Annotated in this window: 14 protein-coding genes and 3 pseudogenes; all 17 read left to right on the top strand. The window is 42.0% G+C overall.

Annotated elements, in window-relative coordinates; translation table 11 throughout:
• Positions 1-573: 573 nt before the first annotated feature.
• A complete protein-coding gene (locus LC048_RS12625; RefSeq protein ID WP_023614840.1) occupies positions 574-819 on the top strand; it encodes a YlmC/YmxH family sporulation protein in 246 nt (81 codons plus the stop codon).
• A 233-nt stretch (positions 820-1,052) separates the two neighbouring features.
• On the top strand, positions 1,053-1,955 hold the full coding sequence (gene dpaA / locus LC048_RS12620; protein WP_226600717.1) for a dipicolinic acid synthetase subunit A: 903 nt from the start codon (positions 1,053-1,055) through the stop codon (positions 1,953-1,955).
• A complete protein-coding gene (locus LC048_RS12615; protein ID WP_226600659.1) occupies positions 1,952-2,548 on the top strand; it encodes a dipicolinate synthase subunit B in 597 nt (198 codons plus the stop codon). Before dpaA ends, LC048_RS12615 begins: the two co-directional genes overlap by 4 nt.
• A gap of 452 nt (positions 2,549-3,000) precedes the next feature.
• Positions 3,001-4,050 (top strand): aspartate-semialdehyde dehydrogenase, encoded by a 1,050-nt coding sequence (gene asd, locus LC048_RS12610; protein ID WP_226600660.1) that lies wholly within the window; start codon positions 3,001-3,003, stop codon positions 4,048-4,050.
• Between the two features lie 41 nt (positions 4,051-4,091).
• Positions 4,092-5,337, top strand: a pseudogene (dapG, locus tag LC048_RS12605) (aspartate kinase).
• Between the two features lie 58 nt (positions 5,338-5,395).
• Positions 5,396-6,262, top strand: coding sequence for a 4-hydroxy-tetrahydrodipicolinate synthase (gene dapA / locus LC048_RS12600; protein WP_226600662.1), 867 nt, complete (start codon positions 5,396-5,398; stop codon positions 6,260-6,262).
• Positions 6,263-6,805: 543 nt separating this feature from the next.
• Complete coding sequence (locus tag LC048_RS12595; protein ID WP_226600663.1) at positions 6,806-8,476, top strand: ribonuclease J; 1,671 nt, start codon at positions 6,806-6,808, stop codon at positions 8,474-8,476.
• A gap of 125 nt (positions 8,477-8,601) precedes the next feature.
• Positions 8,602-9,342 (top strand): ClpP family protease, encoded by a 741-nt coding sequence (locus LC048_RS12590; RefSeq protein WP_226600664.1) that lies wholly within the window; start codon positions 8,602-8,604, stop codon positions 9,340-9,342.
• Positions 9,339-9,548, top strand: a complete 210-nt coding sequence (locus LC048_RS12585) for a YlzJ-like family protein (protein WP_226600665.1) — start codon at positions 9,339-9,341, stop codon at positions 9,546-9,548. Before LC048_RS12590 ends, LC048_RS12585 begins: the two co-directional genes overlap by 4 nt.
• A 1,164-nt stretch (positions 9,549-10,712) precedes the next feature.
• Positions 10,713-12,152 (top strand): annotated as a pseudogene (locus tag LC048_RS25265) (DNA translocase FtsK); the annotation flags it as partial.
• Between the two features lie 307 nt (positions 12,153-12,459).
• Positions 12,460-13,185 carry a GntR family transcriptional regulator gene (locus tag LC048_RS12575; RefSeq protein WP_226600667.1) on the top strand — a complete coding sequence of 242 codons (726 nt, stop codon included), beginning with the start codon at positions 12,460-12,462 and terminating at the stop codon, positions 13,183-13,185.
• 86 nt (positions 13,186-13,271) lie between these two features.
• Positions 13,272-14,366, top strand: a complete 1,095-nt coding sequence (locus LC048_RS12570; protein WP_226600668.1) for a BMP family lipoprotein — start codon at positions 13,272-13,274, stop codon at positions 14,364-14,366.
• A 253-nt stretch (positions 14,367-14,619) separates the two neighbouring features.
• A pseudogene (locus LC048_RS12565) lies at positions 14,620-16,144 on the top strand (ABC transporter ATP-binding protein).
• A 60-nt stretch (positions 16,145-16,204) separates the two neighbouring features.
• Positions 16,205-16,624, top strand: coding sequence for an ABC transporter permease (locus tag LC048_RS12560; RefSeq protein ID WP_306047909.1), 420 nt, complete (start codon positions 16,205-16,207; stop codon positions 16,622-16,624).
• Between the two features lie 16 nt (positions 16,625-16,640).
• On the top strand, positions 16,641-17,222 hold the full coding sequence (locus LC048_RS12555) for an ABC transporter permease subunit (RefSeq protein ID WP_306047908.1): 582 nt from the start codon (positions 16,641-16,643) through the stop codon (positions 17,220-17,222).
• Position 17,223: 1 nt separating this feature from the next.
• Positions 17,224-18,177: an ABC transporter permease gene (locus LC048_RS12550; protein WP_226600671.1), complete on the top strand. Its 954-nt coding sequence runs from the start codon at positions 17,224-17,226 to the stop codon at positions 18,175-18,177.
• Positions 18,178-18,355: 178 nt separating this feature from the next.
• A complete protein-coding gene (locus LC048_RS12545) occupies positions 18,356-19,444 on the top strand; it encodes a sensor domain-containing diguanylate cyclase (protein WP_226600672.1) in 1,089 nt (362 codons plus the stop codon).
• Positions 19,445-19,484: the final 40 nt, after the last annotated feature.

Here is a 19,484-nt window from a genome sequence, read left to right as displayed (position 1 = left end):
AGCTGTCAAGAAAACGAAGGAATCGTGACAGGTTTGGTCTCAGCTACTGAAAAGCTGTCAAGAAAACGAAGGAATCGTGACAGGTTTGGTCTCAGCTACTGAAAAGCTGTCAAGAAAACGAAGGAATCGTGACAGGTTTGGTCTCAGCTACTGAAAAGCTGTCAAGAAAACGAAGGAATCGTGACAGGTTTGGTCTCAGCTACTGAAAAGCTGTCAAGAAAACGAAGGAATCGTGACAGGTTTGGTCTCAGCTACTGAAAAGCTGTCAAGAAAACGAAGGAATCGTGACAGGTTTGGTCTACCTACTGAAAAGCTGTCAAGAAAACGAAGGAATCATGACAGGTTTGTTACTGATACTGAAAAGCTGTCAAGAAAACGAAGGAATCGTGACAGGTTTGGTCCCTGATACTGAAAAGCTGTCAAGAAAACGAAGGAATCATGACATTTCTTGGCCTCTACACCTATAACAGCAAATTCTTGTAAACAATACCCCTTTTTAACGGATATGTATTCTAAAAAACTTCCCGGATTGATACATATAGAATAAGGACAAAGTGACAGGGGGAGGGCACCATGAAATTAAGTGAACTTGGTGGAAAAGAAATCGTCGATGTTAAGAGGGCAGAAAGATTGGGTGTACTTGGACAGACAGATTTGGAAATCAATGAACGGACCGGTCAAATAGAGGCTTTAATCATTCCGTCTTTAAAATGGTTTGGCCTCCGCAAGCAATCAGGAGAAGTAAGGGTCCCATGGAAGCATATTAAAAAAATAGGTTCAGATATGATTATCATTGACATCCCAGATGACGAAGAGTAAAAGCGGGCCTAAAGCCGGCTTTATTTTTTTGCCTTTGTATTTAGGTATTATTGATTTGAGAACAACAGAATAATCCTTAGCTTATATTCAATTTTCAGCGCTGGTCATATGGCTGGCGCTTTTCTTTTATGGAAAACTCACCTATTCCCGGTTTGATACATATGATGTTGAAGTAGTTCAGATTGAATGAAATATGTATTCCAGGATTAATGGAAAAGAAGGTGATTGTTCTCATGCTGACAGGAATGCAAATCGCGGTTATCGGCGGTGATGCGAGACAGCTGGAGATTATTCGCAAGCTGACAGAGCTTGATGCAAAGCTTTCTTTAATAGGCTTCGAGCAGTTGGATCATGCTTTTACAGGTGCCTCAAAAGAAAAGATAGATGAAGTTGATTTTTCCGTACAAGATGCTTTAATCCTGCCTGTGCCAGGCACGAGTATGGAGGGTCAGGTCGAGACCATTTTTTCGAATGAAAAAGTAGTCCTAATAAAAGAAATGCTTGAAAAGACTCCTGAACATTGCACAGTTTATTCAGGCATTAGTAATTCTTATTTAACCGGGATTACAAATCAAGCAAACAGGAAACTTGTACAGTTATTCGCTCGTGATGATGTTGCAATATATAATTCGATCCCGACGGTCGAAGGAACGATCATGATGGCAATTCAACATACGGATTTCACCATTCATGGTTCGAAGGTAGCTGTTCTCGGGCTGGGAAGAGTTGGGATGAGTGTTGCGAGAACCTTTCACGCCCTCGGAGCAAAGGTGAAGGTGGGAGCCCGAAAAAGTGAACACATTGCAAGGATTACGGAAATGGGATTTGAGCCGTTCCTTTTATCCGATATAGGCAAGGCGGTTACGGATACCGATATTTGCATCAATACGATTCCACATCAAATCGTTAATGCTTCCGTCATTTCGAGGATGCCTGCTCATACTTTGATCATCGACCTTGCATCCAAACCAGGTGGAACGGATTTTCGCTATGCAGAAAAACGTGGAATCAAAGCATTGCTTGCACCTGGATTGCCAGGAATCGTTGCCCCGAAAACAGCGGGACAAATTTTGGCGAATGTTCTTTCTCAGCTGCTTATGGAAGACTTTTTAAACCGAAAGGAGAAAGAAGTATGAGTTTAAAAGGCAAGAAGATTGGTTTTGGATTGACAGGTTCACATTGTACGTACGACGCTGTTTTTCCAGAAATTGAAAAATTAGTGAATGCAGGTGCTGAAGTTTTACCTGTCGTCACATCCACTGTTAAAAATACAGAAACACGTTTTGGCAAAGGTGAAGATTGGGTACAGCGGATTGAAGAGCTAACAGGTAATAAAGTGATTGATTCGATTGTAAAGGCAGAACCTCTAGGTCCCAAAATCCCTCTTGATTGCATGGTCATTGCGCCGCTTACAGGTAACTCCATGAGCAAGTTCGCCAATGCCATGACGGATTCACCAGTTTTGATGGCTGCGAAAGCAACACTAAGGAACCAAAAGCCAGTGGTCCTTGGAATCTCCACTAACGATGCATTAGGGCTGAATGGCATTAACCTTATGAGGCTTATGGCGACCAAGAATATTTACATGATTCCATTTGGCCAGGATGACCCTGAGAAAAAGCCAAATTCGATGGTAGCAAGAATGGGTATGCTTTCTGATACCATAATTGAAGCAATGAATGGCAAGCAACTGCAGCCAGTTTTAGTCGAACGCTATAAGGATAATTAAAGCTTATCTCCAGACTCTTTTCTAAACCTTGTTGCTCTGAGGTTATAATGATCTATAATATTCTATCAGGTTTGAAGAAAAGAGTCTGGAATTTAAATAAAAGCCAGGAACAAGAGTTGATCCGGAATGCAACAATCAAAGGAAAACCAGTCACGAACACATCAAAATCAATTTGGAAGTGCTTTTCTCCGGCAGTGAAGCAAAATGTTTCTTTTCTTAATGTTTGATTATGATAAAATATAGGATAATATACTAGGCGGTCATTTTAACTCTAAAAAAAAAATATTAACTTTTTTACTAAGAGTAGTGTATAGTCCCTAAAGTCGCTTTTTGGGTCTGTTCAGGGTGCTTAAGCTGTTCGAATAAACCGCCGTTTTATACTTATGGTTCAAACAACCTCAGCAAATATGCTAGGGATAAAAACGATAATAGTAGTGGAAGGGGAAACAGCAATGTCAGAGAGAAAAGGTTACCGAGTAGCAGTAGTTGGAGCAACAGGAGCAGTTGGACAGCAGATGATCCAGACGCTTGAAAGCAGGGACTTCCCTGTTTCTGAGCTATTATTGCTGTCATCATCAAGATCGGCTGGTACAAAGGTTCAATATAAAGACAAAGAGCTGACGGTTCAGGAAGCCAAGCCCGAAAGTTTTGAAGGCGTAGATATCGCCCTGTTCAGCGCTGGTGGAAGTGTTTCAAAGGAACTGGCACCAGAGGCAGTCAAACGCGGAGCGATCGTGGTTGATAACACAAGTGCATTCCGCATGGATGAGAACACACCGTTAGTCGTTCCTGAAGTAAATGAAGAGGATTTGCACTCACACAATGGAATCATAGCTAACCCGAATTGCTCCACGATCCAGATGGTCGTAGCCTTGGAGCCACTACGGAAAAAGCACGGTCTGGAAAAGATTATCGTATCCACATACCAGGCAGTATCTGGTGCAGGTGCAGCAGCTGTCGAGGAGCTGGAGGAGCAGACTCAGGCAATCTTGAATGGAGAAGAATATGAACCAAAGATCCTCCCGGTAAAATCAGCAGATAAGCATTACCAGATTGCATTCAATGCGATCCCGCAGATCGATACATTCGTAGATAATGGTTTTACGTATGAAGAAATGAAAATGATCAATGAAACGAAGAAAATCATGCACATGCCTGGACTGCAGGTTGCGGCAACTTGCGTACGTCTGCCGGTTGGCACGGGTCACTCAGAGTCAGTGTACATTGAAATTGGCCAGGACGGTGTTTCAGCAGCTGATGTAAAAGAACTTTTGTCTGATGCACCAGGAGTTGTCCTGCAAGACGATCCTCATCAGCAGCTGTATCCAATGCCTGCTTTCTGCGTTGGCAAAAATGACGTTTTCGTTGGCAGAATAAGAAAAGATCTGGACAACGAAAAGGGCTTCCATATGTGGGTTGTTTCTGACAACCTGTTAAAAGGTGCTGCATGGAACTCAGTCCAGATTGCTGAGAGTCTAGTAAAGCTTGGAATAGTAAAGTAAACACATAATTGATTTAATGACAGAAATTCTGAGGTGTTACGATGAAAATAATTGTTCAAAAATTTGGCGGTACATCTGTCCGAGATGAACAAAGCCGGATCCAAGCGCTGAGTCACATTAAGAAGGCAATCGCAGATGGGTACAAAGGGGTGGTAGTCGTTTCTGCGATGGGCAGAAAGGGAGATCCGTACGCTACTGACACACTCCTCAGCCTGCTAGGTGGAAGTGACAGCAAGATCAGCAAGCGGGAGCATGATCTCCTGCTATCTTGCGGTGAAACCATTTCCAGTGTCGTTTTTACCAATATGCTGCTTGATAATGGTATCAATGCGACTGCGCTTACTGGTGCCCAGGCGGGATTCAGGACAAATAGCGAGCATACCAACGCAAGGATACTTGATATGAAGTGCGATCGTTTGCTGAGAGAACTGGAACAGGTTGACGTTGTCGTCGTGGCAGGGTTCCAGGGAGCTGCAAAAAATGGGGACGTGACAACAATCGGCAGGGGCGGCAGTGATACATCGGCTGCAGCACTTGGCGCAGCGTTAAACGCAGAGTGGATTGACATTTTTACCGATGTAGAGGGAATCATGACAGCGGATCCTAGAATTGCAGAAAACGCACGGCCACTTTCCGTGGTAACATATACCGAAGTATGCAATATGGCCTACCAGGGAGCAAAGGTAATCCACCCCCCGTGCCGTTGAGATTGCTATGCAGGCAAAGGTTCCAATCAGAATCAGGTCCACTTATTCAGAAGGGCTTGGCACACTGGTCACTACCTTTAATAGGGAAAATAAAGGAACCGATATAAAGGAACGTCCTGTAACAGGAATTGCGCATGTTTCAAATGTTAGCCAAATAAAGGTTTTTGCTAAAAAAGACCAGTACAATCTCCAATCTGAGGTTTTCAAGGCGATGGCCAATGAAAATATCAGTGTAGATTTTATTAATATTTCACCAAATGGAGTGGTCTACACCGTCCTGGATGAAATGACTGACCGGGCTGTAAAATTATTAGAAGGATTGGGACACACTCCGCAAATTGAGAGACATTGCGCTAAGGTTTCGGTTGTCGGAGCAGGAATGGCAGGAGTCCCGGGTGTAACTTCAAAAATTGTAACAGCTTTATCTGAAAAAGGCATTCGCATCCTTCAGTCCGCTGACAGCCATACAACCATCTGGGTTTTGGTTAAACAAGAGGACCTAGGAAAAGCAGTAAATGCGTTGCATGATGCTTTTCAGCTCGAAGAGGAAACAGCAGATTTCGAGCGTCAAGATATTTAATAAGATTTTGCTTTCAGCCTCTGAAGCCGGAAGCCTTTCAGAAGAGGAGTGAACAGGAATGGTTCAATTCGGAAGAGTATCTACAGCAATGGTGACCCCATTTGATCATAAAGGTCACATTGATTTCAATAAAACAACCCAGCTAGTAAACCATTTGATCGATAACGGGACAGATTCGCTTGTTGTTGCAGGGACTACAGGTGAATCCCCGACTCTATCTAAAGAAGAGAAAGTCGCATTATTCAAGCACGTCGTGAAGGTTGTTGACAAGAGGGTTCCTGTCATTGCCGGAACAGGCAGCAACAACACTTATGCTACCATCGAACTGACAAAAAAAGCAGAAGAAATCGGCGTGGACGCGATCATGATCGTAGCGCCATACTATAATAAGCCAAACCAGGAGGGACTATACCAGCATTTTAAGGCTGCTGCTGAAGCTACCTCACTGCCAGTAATGGTATATAACATTCCTGGAAGGTCAGTAGTCAATATCCAGCCAGAAACGATTATCAAACTTGCTGGGATTCCAAACATTGTGGCTGTAAAGGAAGCTAGCGGCAACCTGAATGCCATGACGAAAATCATCGCAAACACACCGGATGACTTTCTGCTGTACAGTGGAGATGACGGATTGACTCTGCCAGTCCTTGCAATCGGCGGTACTGGTATTGTATCTGTAGCTTCACATGTAATTGGAAATGAAATGCAAGCTATGGTCGATGCATTCTTCAGCGGAAGGAATGCTGATGCAGCAAACCTGCACCAGCGACTGCTGCCAATCATGCAAGGACTTTTCGCGGCTCCAAGCCCGGCACCAGTTAAAACGGCATTACAACTAAAAGGGCTTGATGTAGGATCTGTACGTTTGCCAATGGTGCCATTGACTGAACAGGAAAGATCCGCAGTAGCAAAACTATTCCAATAAACTGTGTTAGGCCAACCTTTTAGGGTTGGCCTTTTATATAAAAAAAACAAATTTTGACCTTCAGAAATTCTGGAATTTCATATGACTTACTTATTCCGCTTAAGAAATGAGCCCATGCTTGAAAATGTCTAATGATACAGTTTCCAGGACACTTTGAATGCGCACAAGCTCCAAAATGTCTAATAAAACCAGTTTCCTGGAATTCTGAATGCGCACAAGCTTCGAAATGTCTAATAAAACCAGTCTCCAGGACATTTTGAAAGTGCACAGACTCAAATGTCTATTAAGTTCAGTTATTTAGACATTTTGCCACCTTACTGACCAATTGACGTCTCCGCTCTGGTCTACATCCACTACTGATCTCTAAATGTCCATTAATCACTAACCTAGGTTCAAAATGATAAAGGCAGATTAATAAAAAGTCGAGCTCCTCTCAGGCCAATAAATAGCTAAGGTATTAAGTTGTCAAGATTTTCTGTCATCAAGTATAATGTTATTAATTGGTCACGGTCGGAGCCATAACAACATAGGAGGAGCGTAGACTTGAATACGAAAAAAAATGAAAATATAAAAATCATTGCTCTCGGTGGAGTAGGGGAAATTGGTAAGAATATGTACATCACCGAAGTGGACGGTGATATTTTTGTGGTTGACGCGGGATTAATGTTTCCCGAAGATGAGATGCTGGGGATCGATATAGTTATTCCCGATTTTTCTTATTTAACTTCTAATAGAGAAAAGGTAAAGGCAATTCTTCTGACACATGGGCATGAAGACCATATTGGCGCATTAACTTATGTTTTGCGAAAAATCAATGTCCCTGTCTATGGAACTAAGCTAACAATAGCGCTGGCGAAGGAGAAAATGAAAGAACAGGAATTTTCTGGTTCAGTTGACTTTCACGAAATAACTGAAGATACTATAGTGAATTTCGACAGTGTTTCTATCTCTTTTTTTAAAACCAATCACAGTATTCCAGATTCAGTTGGCATCAGCATTAATACTTCAGAAGGCGCGATTGTACATACAGGGGATTTTAAATTCGATCAGGCTGCTGCCCCACTATACAAGCCTGAAATAGGCAAGATGGCCGCAATCGGTGAAAAAGGAGTGCTCTGCCTGCTTTCTGACAGTACAGAGGCTGAAAGACCAGGATATACTCCATCTGAATCAACCGTGGTTTCCGAGCTTTCTGATGTTTTTTATAATGCACAGGGCAGAATCATTGCTGCTTGTTTTGCTTCTGACCTAAACAGGATCCAGCACCTCTTTGACAGTGCGTCGGCAAATGGCCGCAAAGTAGCGGTAGTAGGGCAAAGTCTGAAACGCGTATATGATATAGCATTACAACTAGGCTATTTACACGTTGAAGATGACTTAATTATTCTGGTAAATGAATTAAAGAATTACAATGATAATCAGATAGTTATTTTAACTACGGGAAGCCAGGGCGAGCCGATTGAAGCTTTGCAAAAGATGGCCAAACAAGTGCATCCTCAGGTGAATATCCAGGCTGGGGACACAGTCTTGATTGCTGCTTCTCCATTGCGGGGAAGTGAAGTCTTTATTTATAAGACAATGGATTTGCTATACCGAGCTGGAGCAAATGTAGTATCAAGCAAAAAAAGTGTTCAAGTTTCAAGCCATGGGAGTCAGGAAGAATTAAAATTTATGATCAATTTGATGAGTCCTAAATTTTTCATTCCTGTTCACGGTGAATACAAAATGCTCAAAGCCCACAAAAAGTTAGCGCAGTCATGCGGGATACCTGAAGAGAATATCTTCATCCCAGACCGCGGTGACGTGATTGACATTTCTGGAGGTAAATTAAAGTCTACAGAGAAAGTACAGGCAGGGAATACATTGATTGACGGAATCGGCGTAGGAGATGTGGGCAATATTGTTCTCCGTGACCGCAGGCTGCTCTCGCAGGACGGTGTCTTAATTTTAGTCATCACACTGAATAAAGCAGACAGAAAAATTGCTGCCGGACCGGAAATTATCTCCCGAGGCTTCGTCTATGTCCGTGAATCCGAAAAGCTGATGAAGGATTCAACTACGCTCGTAAAAGAAATTGTGGAGAAAAATACAAATAAAGAATCATTTGATTGGAACAGTTTAAAACAGGATATCCGGGATTCACTGAGCCAATACTTATATGAAAAAACAAAACGCCGCCCAATGATCATGCCAATAATTATGGAAGTTAAATGAACACGAAAAGCACTGGCCAATCCCAGTGCTTTTTATTTTAAATGCGTATAGCACTCTTCGCTCTGGAATGAAATTGATGATGATGTTCATACTAAAATTATCATGCCTGAAGGGAGCATAAGGATATGAATAAATTCAGATCAGAAAACCAGGAAGACCAGCAAGGGGATAAGGAGAACAAACCATCTGGTCTTCTTGAGAAAATCCAACAGCTAGGTCAGACAAATGTACCTCAGCTGTCTCAGGATTCAAAAATTCATTGTTTGACGATAGTCGGTCAAATCGAAGGGCATATGCAGCTTCCACCTCATAATAAAACGACAAAGTATGAGCATTTGATCCCTCAAATTGTTGCGATTGAACAAAATCAGAATATTGAAGGGTTACTTGTCATCTTGAATACAGTAGGAGGGGATGTGGAGGCAGGATTGGCTATATCCGAGATGCTGGCTTCACTCTCGAAGCCGACGGTTTCAATTGTTCTGGGCGGCGGACATTCCATCGGAGTGCCAATAGCGGTTTCATGTGATTACTCTTTCATTGCGGGGACAGCCACAATGACAATTCATCCGATAAGGTTGACCGGACTCGTCATTGGTGTTCCGCAAACTTTTGAATATCTCGATAAAATGCAGGAAAGAGTAGTTAACTTTGTTACCAAGCATTCCAATATCGCTGAAGAAACATTCAAAGAGTTGATGTTCGCCAAAGGAAACCTTACACGGGATATCGGAACGAACGTTGTCGGACATGATGCAGTTGAGACTGGTCTGATCCATGAAGTCGGCGGTATAGGACAGGCGATGAAAAAGTTAAATGAATTAATTGATATGAATAAACAAAAGTCTGAAGTGATTGTACAATGATCCTTTATACGATGATGCCGCATGAGCAGGTTTTCCCTCCAGAAGAGGGAGCTTTAAACCAGGTTATGGTAAGCTATAATGGAATCCCTATTATGGCTGAATTGACTGATAATCACGAGTATCGGGTAGTAAGGGTAATGAGTACCGATCCAAACCATTACATGGAACCTACATGTTTACCAGGTTCGACAATTACACTTTCCTAGATAAGTTGCCTTCTCAACCTATTGTTAAATTAACACATGCATTAATACGGAGGTTAAAAAGTAAAAACGATTAATGGCTTCCTCGAAAACTGCTCCATCCCAGCTAATTAATAAACGATTGTGCCAGTTCTACTGGCAGATATGATATAATATGGATACACTAAAGCATTGGCAGCCGAATAAGGCTGCTTTTCTTCTTAACTAAAGTTTGAGGACAGGACTCATTGATAATGCTGATAGTGAAGCTAAAAATATTCAGGTGATAAAATGGTCAAAAAGAAAAGACGGCAATCGAGAAAGAAGAGTACATTGAAATCAACAGTTCAATATGAACTTGCCGGGTTAGCACTGCTCGCATTGGTCATCATAGCGATGGCGGATTTGGGTGCCGTAGGACGGGCGGTCGTAATGTTTTTCCGCTTTTTCTTCGGGGAATGGTATATGCTCAGTCTGGTAGGACTGGTCGTGTTCAGTATTTATATTATGTGGAAACGAAGTCTCCCATTTATTTTCCATATCAAATTAATTGGTACATACCTCATAGTTGGTGCAATCTTATTATTAAGCCACGTAACGTTATTTGAACTGTTATCCAATGGAGGCAAGTTCGAGGAACCAAGTGTCATTAAGAATACTTTTGATTTATTTGTAATGGAGGCCAAAGGTGAGACAAGCACGACAGACCTTGGAGGCGGGATGATTGGGGCTGTAATGTTTGCGTTGTTTTACTTTTTGTTTGATGCGGCAGGATCTCAATTAATTGCATTTCTTCTGATCATCATTGGAGCGATTCTGGTAACAGGAAAGACCTTTAGTGAAGTTGCAGGGAAAGTAATTACACCAGTTGGCAGTTTTATTAAAGGCCAATGGGTTTCATTCATTGAAGATCTAAAGCAATGGAAAGAAGATCAACAGCATAAAAAGGAAGCCAAGAAGCTCGAAACGAATCAGGCAAAAACCGGGAGCAAACATCCAGATTCTCAGGAAGCGTCTGTTGACAAAACAATTGACCTTGCTCCAGAACCAGCCTCGGAACCAATCATCTCCAGTTTTGCGGAGCGAGCATATGCAAACACTGGTGAAGCGCAAACTCAGCAGCAGGAGAAGAAGGATAAAACTGCAACTGAAGCAGAGGGTAATGGTGACGAATTGCCGCAGGCCATTACTTTCACTGAAGTAGAAAATACCTCATATGAGCTGCCGCCGATAGATATATTGAAGCTGCCGAATAAAACCGACCAGAGCGGAGAATACGAAATGATCCATGCCAATGCAGCAAAGCTTGAACGTACATTTCACAGCTTTGGCGTAAAGGCAAGAGTAACCCAGGTACATTTAGGTCCTGCTGTTACGAAATATGAGGTCCACCCCGATGTTGGGGTAAAAGTGAGCAGAATTGTAAGCCTGAATGATGATTTGGCCTTAGCTTTGGCTGCGAAGGATATCAGGATTGAAGCCCCAATACCCGGAAAATCAGCTATTGGAATAGAAGTGCCTAATTCCGAGGTGGCAATGGTTTCTTTACGGGAAGTTATCGAATCCAAGCAGCACAATAAACCAGGGTCAAAACTGCAAATTGGTCTAGGACGCGATATTACGGGTGAAGCAGTGCTTGCTGAACTAAATAAGATGCCCCACCTTCTTGTAGCGGGTGCTACGGGAAGCGGAAAGAGTGTGTGTATTAACGGTATTATCACGAGTATACTCATGAAGGCAAAGCCTCATGAAGTCAAACTGATGATGATTGATCCGAAAATGGTAGAGTTGAATGTTTATAATGGAGTTCCACATTTGCTTGCCCCTGTTGTCACTGATGCCAAGAAAGCATCTCAGGCACTGAAAAAAGTGGTCAGTGAGATGGAGCGGCGCTATGAGCTCTTCTCACATACTGGTACAAGGAATATAGAAGGCTACAATGAATATATTAAAAGGTATAATAGCGAGGAAGAAGCGAACCAGCCACTGCTTCCATTCATTGTCGTAATCGTGGACGAGCTGGCTGACTTAATGATGGTGGCATCGTCTGATGTTGAAGATTCAATTACCAGGCTGGCACAGATGGCCCGTGCTGCGGGTATCCATCTGATCATTGCTACACAGAGACCGTCTGTCGATGTCATTACAGGGGTGATTAAAGCAAATATTCCGTCAAGAATTGCATTTGCAGTTTCATCGATGACTGACTCACGGACGATTCTTGATATGGGCGGCGCCGAAAAGCTGCTAGGAAGAGGAGATATGCTGTTCCTGCCGGTTGGTGCATCCAAGCCTGTCAGGGTGCAGGGAGCTTTCTTATCTGATGAAGAGGTTGAAGAAGTTGTAAACTTCGTCATTGGTCAGCAAAAGGCACAATATCAGGATGAAATGATCCCTGAAGATGTACCTGAGAACACATCAGAGGTAGACGATGAATTGTACGGTGATGCTGTAGACCTTGTGGTAGAAATGCAAACAGCTTCAGTATCCATGCTGCAAAGGAGATTCAGAATCGGATATTCACGAGCGGCAAGGCTGATTGATGAAATGGAGCTCCGTGGAGTTGTAGGTCCTTACGAGGGAAGCAAACCAAGGAACGTACTAGTGGGTAAGTCAGAAGAGGCATAAAATCATAGGTTTAATAGAGACAAAAGCCGGATGCTCACATCCGGCTTTTGCTTTTAATACAGGACGTATATACTATATGAGATCTATAAATGTCATACTATTAAAACCGCTTACAAAATACTATTGTATCAAAAGAATAGGATATTTGTCCCGGAAAATGTGACAATTTTGGTTATTCTAGCTTTTTTCGACAAATTGTTGAAACACTATTTATTTATATCAGAAAAAGTGTTATAGTATTTTCGATTAGTAGGAATGCTATACATCAGATGTCTGATGTCTTGAGCAAAGGTTGGAGGAAAGCCTCATGTCGATCAAGTCAGATAACCGGCACCTGTATTTACAAGTAATCGATCACCTGAAGCAAGATATTCAAAAAGGTATATATAAAGAGAGAGAGAAATTACCTTCAGAATTCGATCTTGCCAAACAACTTGGAGTTAGCAGAGCGACTCTCCGCGAAGCATTGCGAATCCTTGAAGAAGAAAACGTCATCGTTCGCAGGCATGGTGTAGGAACCTTTGTCAATGCCAAACCATTGTTTGAATCAGGTATTGAACAGCTTAACAGCGTGACGGGCATGATTGAGCAGGCAGGAATGAAGCCTGGAACAATCTTCTTAAACTCAACGACTACTGGGCCAACCGAAGAAGATATTCGTCGTTTTTCATGCTCGCTTGATGATGAAATCACACTCGTCGAAAGGGTCAGAACTGCAAATGGTGAACCTGTTGTCTATTGTCTGGATAAGATCCCGGCAAGCATCCTGACGGAAGATTACTCTTTTGAGGATGAGTCATTGCTTCATCTTCTTGAGGTGAAATCAAACCGAAAGGTGACATATGCAGTAGCCCAAATCGAGCCAATAGGCTATCATGAGAAGATTTCACCCATCCTTGAATGCGATCCGGAAACAGCACTGCTCGTGTTGAAGCAGATGCATTTCGACGATAACGATGTTCCAATTCTTTATTCGGTCAATTACTTTAAAGCCGACAAGTTCAGTTTTCATGTCCTTAGAAGAAGAATTTAATTTTTTTAAGGAAATGAAAACGCTAACTGATTGGTTTTTCAGAACATTCCTGCGAAATCACAAACATTCTCTGGGGGGTACAAACCTTGAAAAAGCGTAAATTTGGTTTGGTAATGTCATTGCTTTTAGCAGCAGGTACAATGTTGGCAGGTTGCGGAAGCGACGAAGGCGACAGTTCTAAGGGCAAGGAGTCAGACTTAAGAGTTGGTATGGTTACTGACGCAGGTACGATTGATGACAAATCTTTCAACCAGGGCACTTGGGAAGGAATCCTGATGGCTGAGGAAGATCTTGGCGTAAAGACAAAGTACCTTAAGCCAGCTGGAACAACTGAAGCTGAATACTTAAAAGAAATCGGCAACTTATATGATGCAGAATATAAGTTTATCATTACACCGGGCTTTAAATTCGAAACAGCAGTTTTCCAAGCCCAAGATAAATATGAAGATGCTAAATTCGTCATCATTGACGGGAACCCACACAATGGAGACTACAATCCAGTTGTGAAAGACAACACTGTTGCAGTATTCTTCGCTGAGCATGAGTCTGGTTTCCTAGCAGGTGTCGCTGCAGCGGTTGAATTGAAGGAAGGCGAAGCTGGTTTCATCGGTGGAATGGAAATTCCAGCAGTACAAAAGTTCAACTGGGGATTCCAGCAAGGACTTAAGTATGCAAATGAAAATCTTGACACTAATGTAACAATGAAAGCTGAGAACGTTGTATATCAAGGTTCATTCGACAACGCGGCTGCTGGCGGACAAATCGCAGCTCAATTCTATGACCGTGGCGTAGACGTCATCTTCACTGCTGCAGGTGGTGTTGGTGTTGGAGCGATCAACGAAGCTAAGAACCGTGCAAAGGCTGGAGATAACGTCTGGATCGTGGGTGTTGACGTTGACCAGTTTGAAGATGGTAAGTACGATGGTGACAAGTCAGTTATCCTTACTTCAGCAATGAAGAAGCTTGACCAGGTAGCATTCGACATGGTGCAAGCTGAGATTGATGGCGATTTCCCAGGCGGAAAAACATTGACTTTCGATGCTAAGAACGATGGAATTGGTCTTCCTGAGAAGAACCCTAACCTAAGCGAAGAAACAATGGGTAAGGTAAAGGAAGTATACGAAAAAGTTAAATCAGAAGAAATCAAGGTCTCTGGTGAACAAGGAGATTTATTCAAGTAAAAAAGTGCAAAAGAGACGGTCTTTTCCGTCTCTTTTGTCTATCAAACTCAAAACGGAAAATATTTGAAATTATCGATTAACTATTTTCCTTTTAGAAATGTACAGCTCCAGAGCCTGGCTTCTAAAAGATCGGCCTTCAAAAGGATTTGTTTCAGCACTTCCTCGTGGTATTCCGGCCTGTTCTTGGAAGCTGACCAAGGCGCTTACGCTATTCTTAATAGGTATAGAGTCTAATATAAAGGTGAGTGCTACTATGAGTTATGTAGTTGAGATGTTGAATATCCGTAAAGAGTTTCCGGGTATCGTAGCCAACGATAATGTAACCCTTACGCTTAAAAAAAGGGGAAATACATGCACTACTAGGTGAAAACGGTGCAGGAAAGTCTACCCTGATGGGCGTTCTGTTCGGTATGTATCAGCCTGAAAGAGGCTTAGTAAAAGTAAATGGCGAAGAAGTGAAAATTACTAACCCTAATGTTGCAAACCGTTTAGGGATTGGGATGGTTCACCAACATTTTAAGCTGGTTGAAAACTTTACTGTTACAGAAAATATCATCCTGGGCAGTGAGCCGCTTAAGGGCATGGTACTTGATATTGATAAAGCTGCAAAAAAAATTGAAGAATTATCAAAGCATTATGGTTTGAATGTAGATCCTCATGCGAAAATCGAAGATATTTCAGTAGGTATGCAGCAAAGGGTAGAAATTTTGAAGATGCTTTATCGCGAAGCAGATGTTCTGATTTTGGATGAGCCAACAGCTGTCCTTACACCAGCAGAAATCGATGAATTGATGAAAATCATGCGTAACCTTATTAATGAAGGCAAGTCTATTATTATAATCACTCATAAATTAAAAGAAATTAAGGCCGTTGCGGACCGTTGTACAGTCATTCGCCGCGGAAAAGGAATTGGGACTGTCAATGTGGCAGAATCCAGTGAGGCTAGTCTTGCCGAAATGATGGTCGGACGTCATGTCTCTTTCAAAGTGGATAAGAAAGAAAGTACTCCTGGTGAAGTGGTACTTAAAATAGATTCTTTATCAGTAAAAAATAATAGAAAAGTTATGGGATTGAAGGATTTTTCATTAGAAGTCCGAGCTGGAGAAATAGTCGGTGTGGCTGGAGTTGAAGGCAATGGTCAGACAGAGCTTATTGAAGCAATCACTGGCTTAAGAAAAGCTGAGTCTGGAACGATTCTAATAAGTGGTGAAGAAATTACAAACCTTCCAGTCCGCCAAAGGAATGAAAAAGGAATTAGCCATATTCCAGAAGACAGGCAAAAGCGTGGTCTTGTTTTGGATTACTCACTTGTATCGAATATGGTGCTGCAAATTTATAACAAACAGCCTTTCTCAAAGCGCGGATTATTAAATGTTGCAGCTATGAAAGCGTATGCTCAAAATATCATCGAAAACTTCGATGTGCGATCAGGTGAAGGTGCTGCTTCCATTGCCAGAACTCTTTCTGGTGGAAATCAACAGAAAGCAATCATTGGCAGAGAGCTTGAACTCGATCCAAAGCTTTTGATTGCTGTCCAGCCGACTCGTGGCTTGGATGTTGGTTCCATTGAATACATTCATAGAAGAATTATTGAGCACCGTGACAAAGGAAACGCAGTATTGTTGATTTCCTTGGAATTAGACGAGGTGCTGCAGCTCTCAGACCGGATCGCTATCGTAAATAATGGTGAGCTTGTAGGCGAGGTAAACGCTGCGGAAACAAATGAAAATGAAGTAGGTCTTATGATGGCAGGCGTGGCTAAGGAGAGAAGCATATGAGAAATACCATCGTATCTTTAATATCCATTATTCTAGGTCTGGTAGCCGGGGGGGATATTGATGCTGTTCATCGGCAGCAACCCAATTGAAGGCTATTCCTATTTGCTTCAAGGAGCATTGAAAAACCTAGAGCGTATCGGTAATACTTTAGCAACAGCAACTCCGCTTATATTCACTGGTTTGTCTGTCGCTTTTGCTTTCCGCACAGGTCTTTTCAACATCGGTGCATCAGGACAAATGCTTGTTGGTGGCCTTGCTGCGACAGCAGTGGCTTTGACTTTCGATTTATCCAGGCCTATCCTTCTTATGGTTATGATCTTTGCAGGCCTTGTCGCCGGTGCCTTATGGGCGTTCATTCCCGGTTTGCTTAAAGCCAAGTTCAATGTTCATGAGGTTGTTTCGACAATCATGATGAACTGGATTGCCTACTGGACAATCTACTATATAGTACCGGGATATTTCAAGGGGAGAATTCCTTGAGACAGAGTCTAAGAAATTGTCAGAATCAGATACTTTGAGAACCCCATTCCTTACAGAGATGTTTGATGGGTCTTATATTAACTTAGGTCTGTTTCTTGCCGTTATTGCAGTAATCATTATTGCTTTCATCATTGAAAAGACAACCCTTGGATTTGAGTTGAAGGCAGTTGGGTTTAACAGATTCGCTGCAGAGTATGCAGGTATGAAAGTTAACCGTAACATCATATTATCCATGTTGATTTCTGGTGCACTTGCTGGAGTCGGCGGTGTAGCATTGTATACAGGAAATGCTTCGAGCATTCAAATTGGTATTCTGCCTGCACAGGGTTACGATGGAATCGCGGTAGCTCTTCTTGGAGCTAATCATCCTGTAGGTGTATTCTTCGCAGCAGTGCTGTTCGGGATTTTATACTCAGGTACTGGGTTCATGAATGCAATGACTGAAATACCTCCTGAATTGGCAAATACCATTATCGCGATCATCATTTATTTTGCTGCAACAAGTGTCATGATTGAACGTCTGCTGAACAAATTCAAGACGAGAAAATCAAACAAAGAAGATAAAAGTGGTGCTGTAGTCGAGAAGGGAGATTCATAAGATGTGGTCAATAATAGAACAAATTTTTCCTTACGCGATTATCTTTACAATTCCTCTTCTAATAACGGCATTAGGCGGACTTTTTAGTGAAAGAAGTGGTATTGTCAATATTGCCCTCGAGGGATTAATGGTCATTGGTGCCTTCTCAGGTGCTCTGTCCATCCATTACCTGAGCGACGTACTGGACAACCACACATTGGTACTCTGGCTTGGATTGCTGGCTGCTGTACTTGCTGGTATACTATTTTCCATCTTGCATGCGTTTGCGAGCATTAATCTGAATGCAAACCAAATCATCAGTGGTACGGCAATCAATATGATTGCCACTGCTTTAACCGTGTTTCTTGCACGCAATATCACTGGAAGTGGGAACATAAGAATCTCAAGTGGTTTTTCACCGTGGGATGTCCCGTTCCTTTCTGATATACCTGTAATCGGAAATCTATTTTTCACAAAGACATTTCCAACAACATGGTTGGTTTTAGTCATTCTTTTCGTAAGTTCATTCGTTCTATATAAAACAAGGTTTGGGCTTCGTTTAAGATCTTGTGGGGAATTCCCACAAGCTGCTGAAGCAGCAGGAATCAATGTCAGGAAAGTCCGTTACAGCGGTGTTCTGATCTCTGGAGCTTTCGCTGGCTTGGGTGGAGCCTTGATTATTGTTACGCAATCAGGTGAATTTACAGGAACCGTTGCAGGTCTGGGCTTCCTTGCACTGGCTTCCCTGATTTTTGGTCAGTGGAAACCGCTAGGTGTGCTGGCAGCGACATTGTTCTTCGGATTTGCCAGTACGATTGCAAACGTCTCTCAAGTAATTCCTGAGTTGGCCGTTATTCCACCGATCTTACTGAAGATTTTCCCATATGTAGTGACGCTAATTGCACTAGTCATATTCTCCAAGTCATCTCAAGCACCAAAGGCTGTTGGAGAAACATTTGATAGTGGAAAACGCTAACTCTTATACTGCAAAAAGAGGTACCTGTTCAGGGTGCCTCTTTTATTTCGTCACTCTTTATATCATTCATTAATAAAATATTCGATCAATATGTACATTCCTTTTAGAATAAATCTCCCATATGTGTTAATATAAAGGAAAAGTTTGCTAAAAATAATATCGTCAAGAGGGCATGCATATGAAACTATCATTATATATGGATGATCGTGAAACGGAAAAAATCTTTTCTTATTTACGCTGGATATTCTTGTTGGTAGGGATTATGCTATTTTATTTCCCCCCTCTGGCGGACAAGCTAAATTTCGCTAAAGAAACATTTCTCTTCTTGTTGGCGATTGGGTTTATCTACATGGCCGTGACTCAGTTTGCTTTGAGTAAAATGCCGGCGGGAAATGAGTATTTTAATTTACTTACGAAAGCCGGAATTGTATTTGATTATATTGCCCTGTTGTGGCTTCTTGCCTTAACGAATGGAGTGATGTCGCCGCTTTTTCCGATTGCCTATTTGGTTGTCATGCATGCAACCATTTACTGGAGGACAAAAGGGGCAATTATATCATCGATTTCTTTGACGGCAGGGTACTCAATTATTTTTGCTGTACAGGCGCAATTCGATTTTAATACAACGTTTGTCTTCATTTTAAATCTCGTTTTCATATGGATTATCGGTGTTTTCGGGTCTTTAATCGTCATTCGGGAAAGGAAGCATCTGAAACAGAAGGAAATTTTTCATGAATTAATGTTCACGGATTATTTAACAGGCTTATACAATCATCGGCATTTCCAGGAACAACTAAGGATTATGACGAGCACTCGGCAAAATTTCTTGCTTGTAATGGGAGATATTGATCACTTTAAGCAAATCAATGATCAGTTTGGCCATTTGACTGGAGACGAGATATTAAAGAAACTAGGAGCAATTTTTCGGGATCTGGCTGATGATTACGATGCACAGGCTTTCCGTTATGGTGGTGAAGAGTTCACTTTTCTATTGCCAGCCATCGAGGAAACCAGGCAAATTAACTTTTTCAATGACTTATACGGAAGGTTATCATCTGAGAAATTCAGCAAAGAGTGCATCCGTGTCACTATGAGCTTTGGGATTGCTGCTTCAAAAGGTGAAATGTTACCAGATAAGCTTCTCGGTTATACTGACCAGCTTTTATATATCGCAAAGGCAAACGGAAAAAATCAGGTGAAACTTGAATCAGGATATACCTATTACTATACAAAAGCCTCAGAAGAAATAGCCGCATCAAAGCAATAAAAGCTTCCTATTTGGGAAGCTTTTGCCGTATTCTCTGCCA

Source organism: Mesobacillus subterraneus, assembly GCF_020524355.2.
GTDB lineage: Bacteria > Bacillota > Bacilli > Bacillales > Cytobacillaceae > Mesobacillus > Mesobacillus subterraneus_C.
This window is presented reverse-complemented; position numbering and strand designations above follow the sequence as displayed.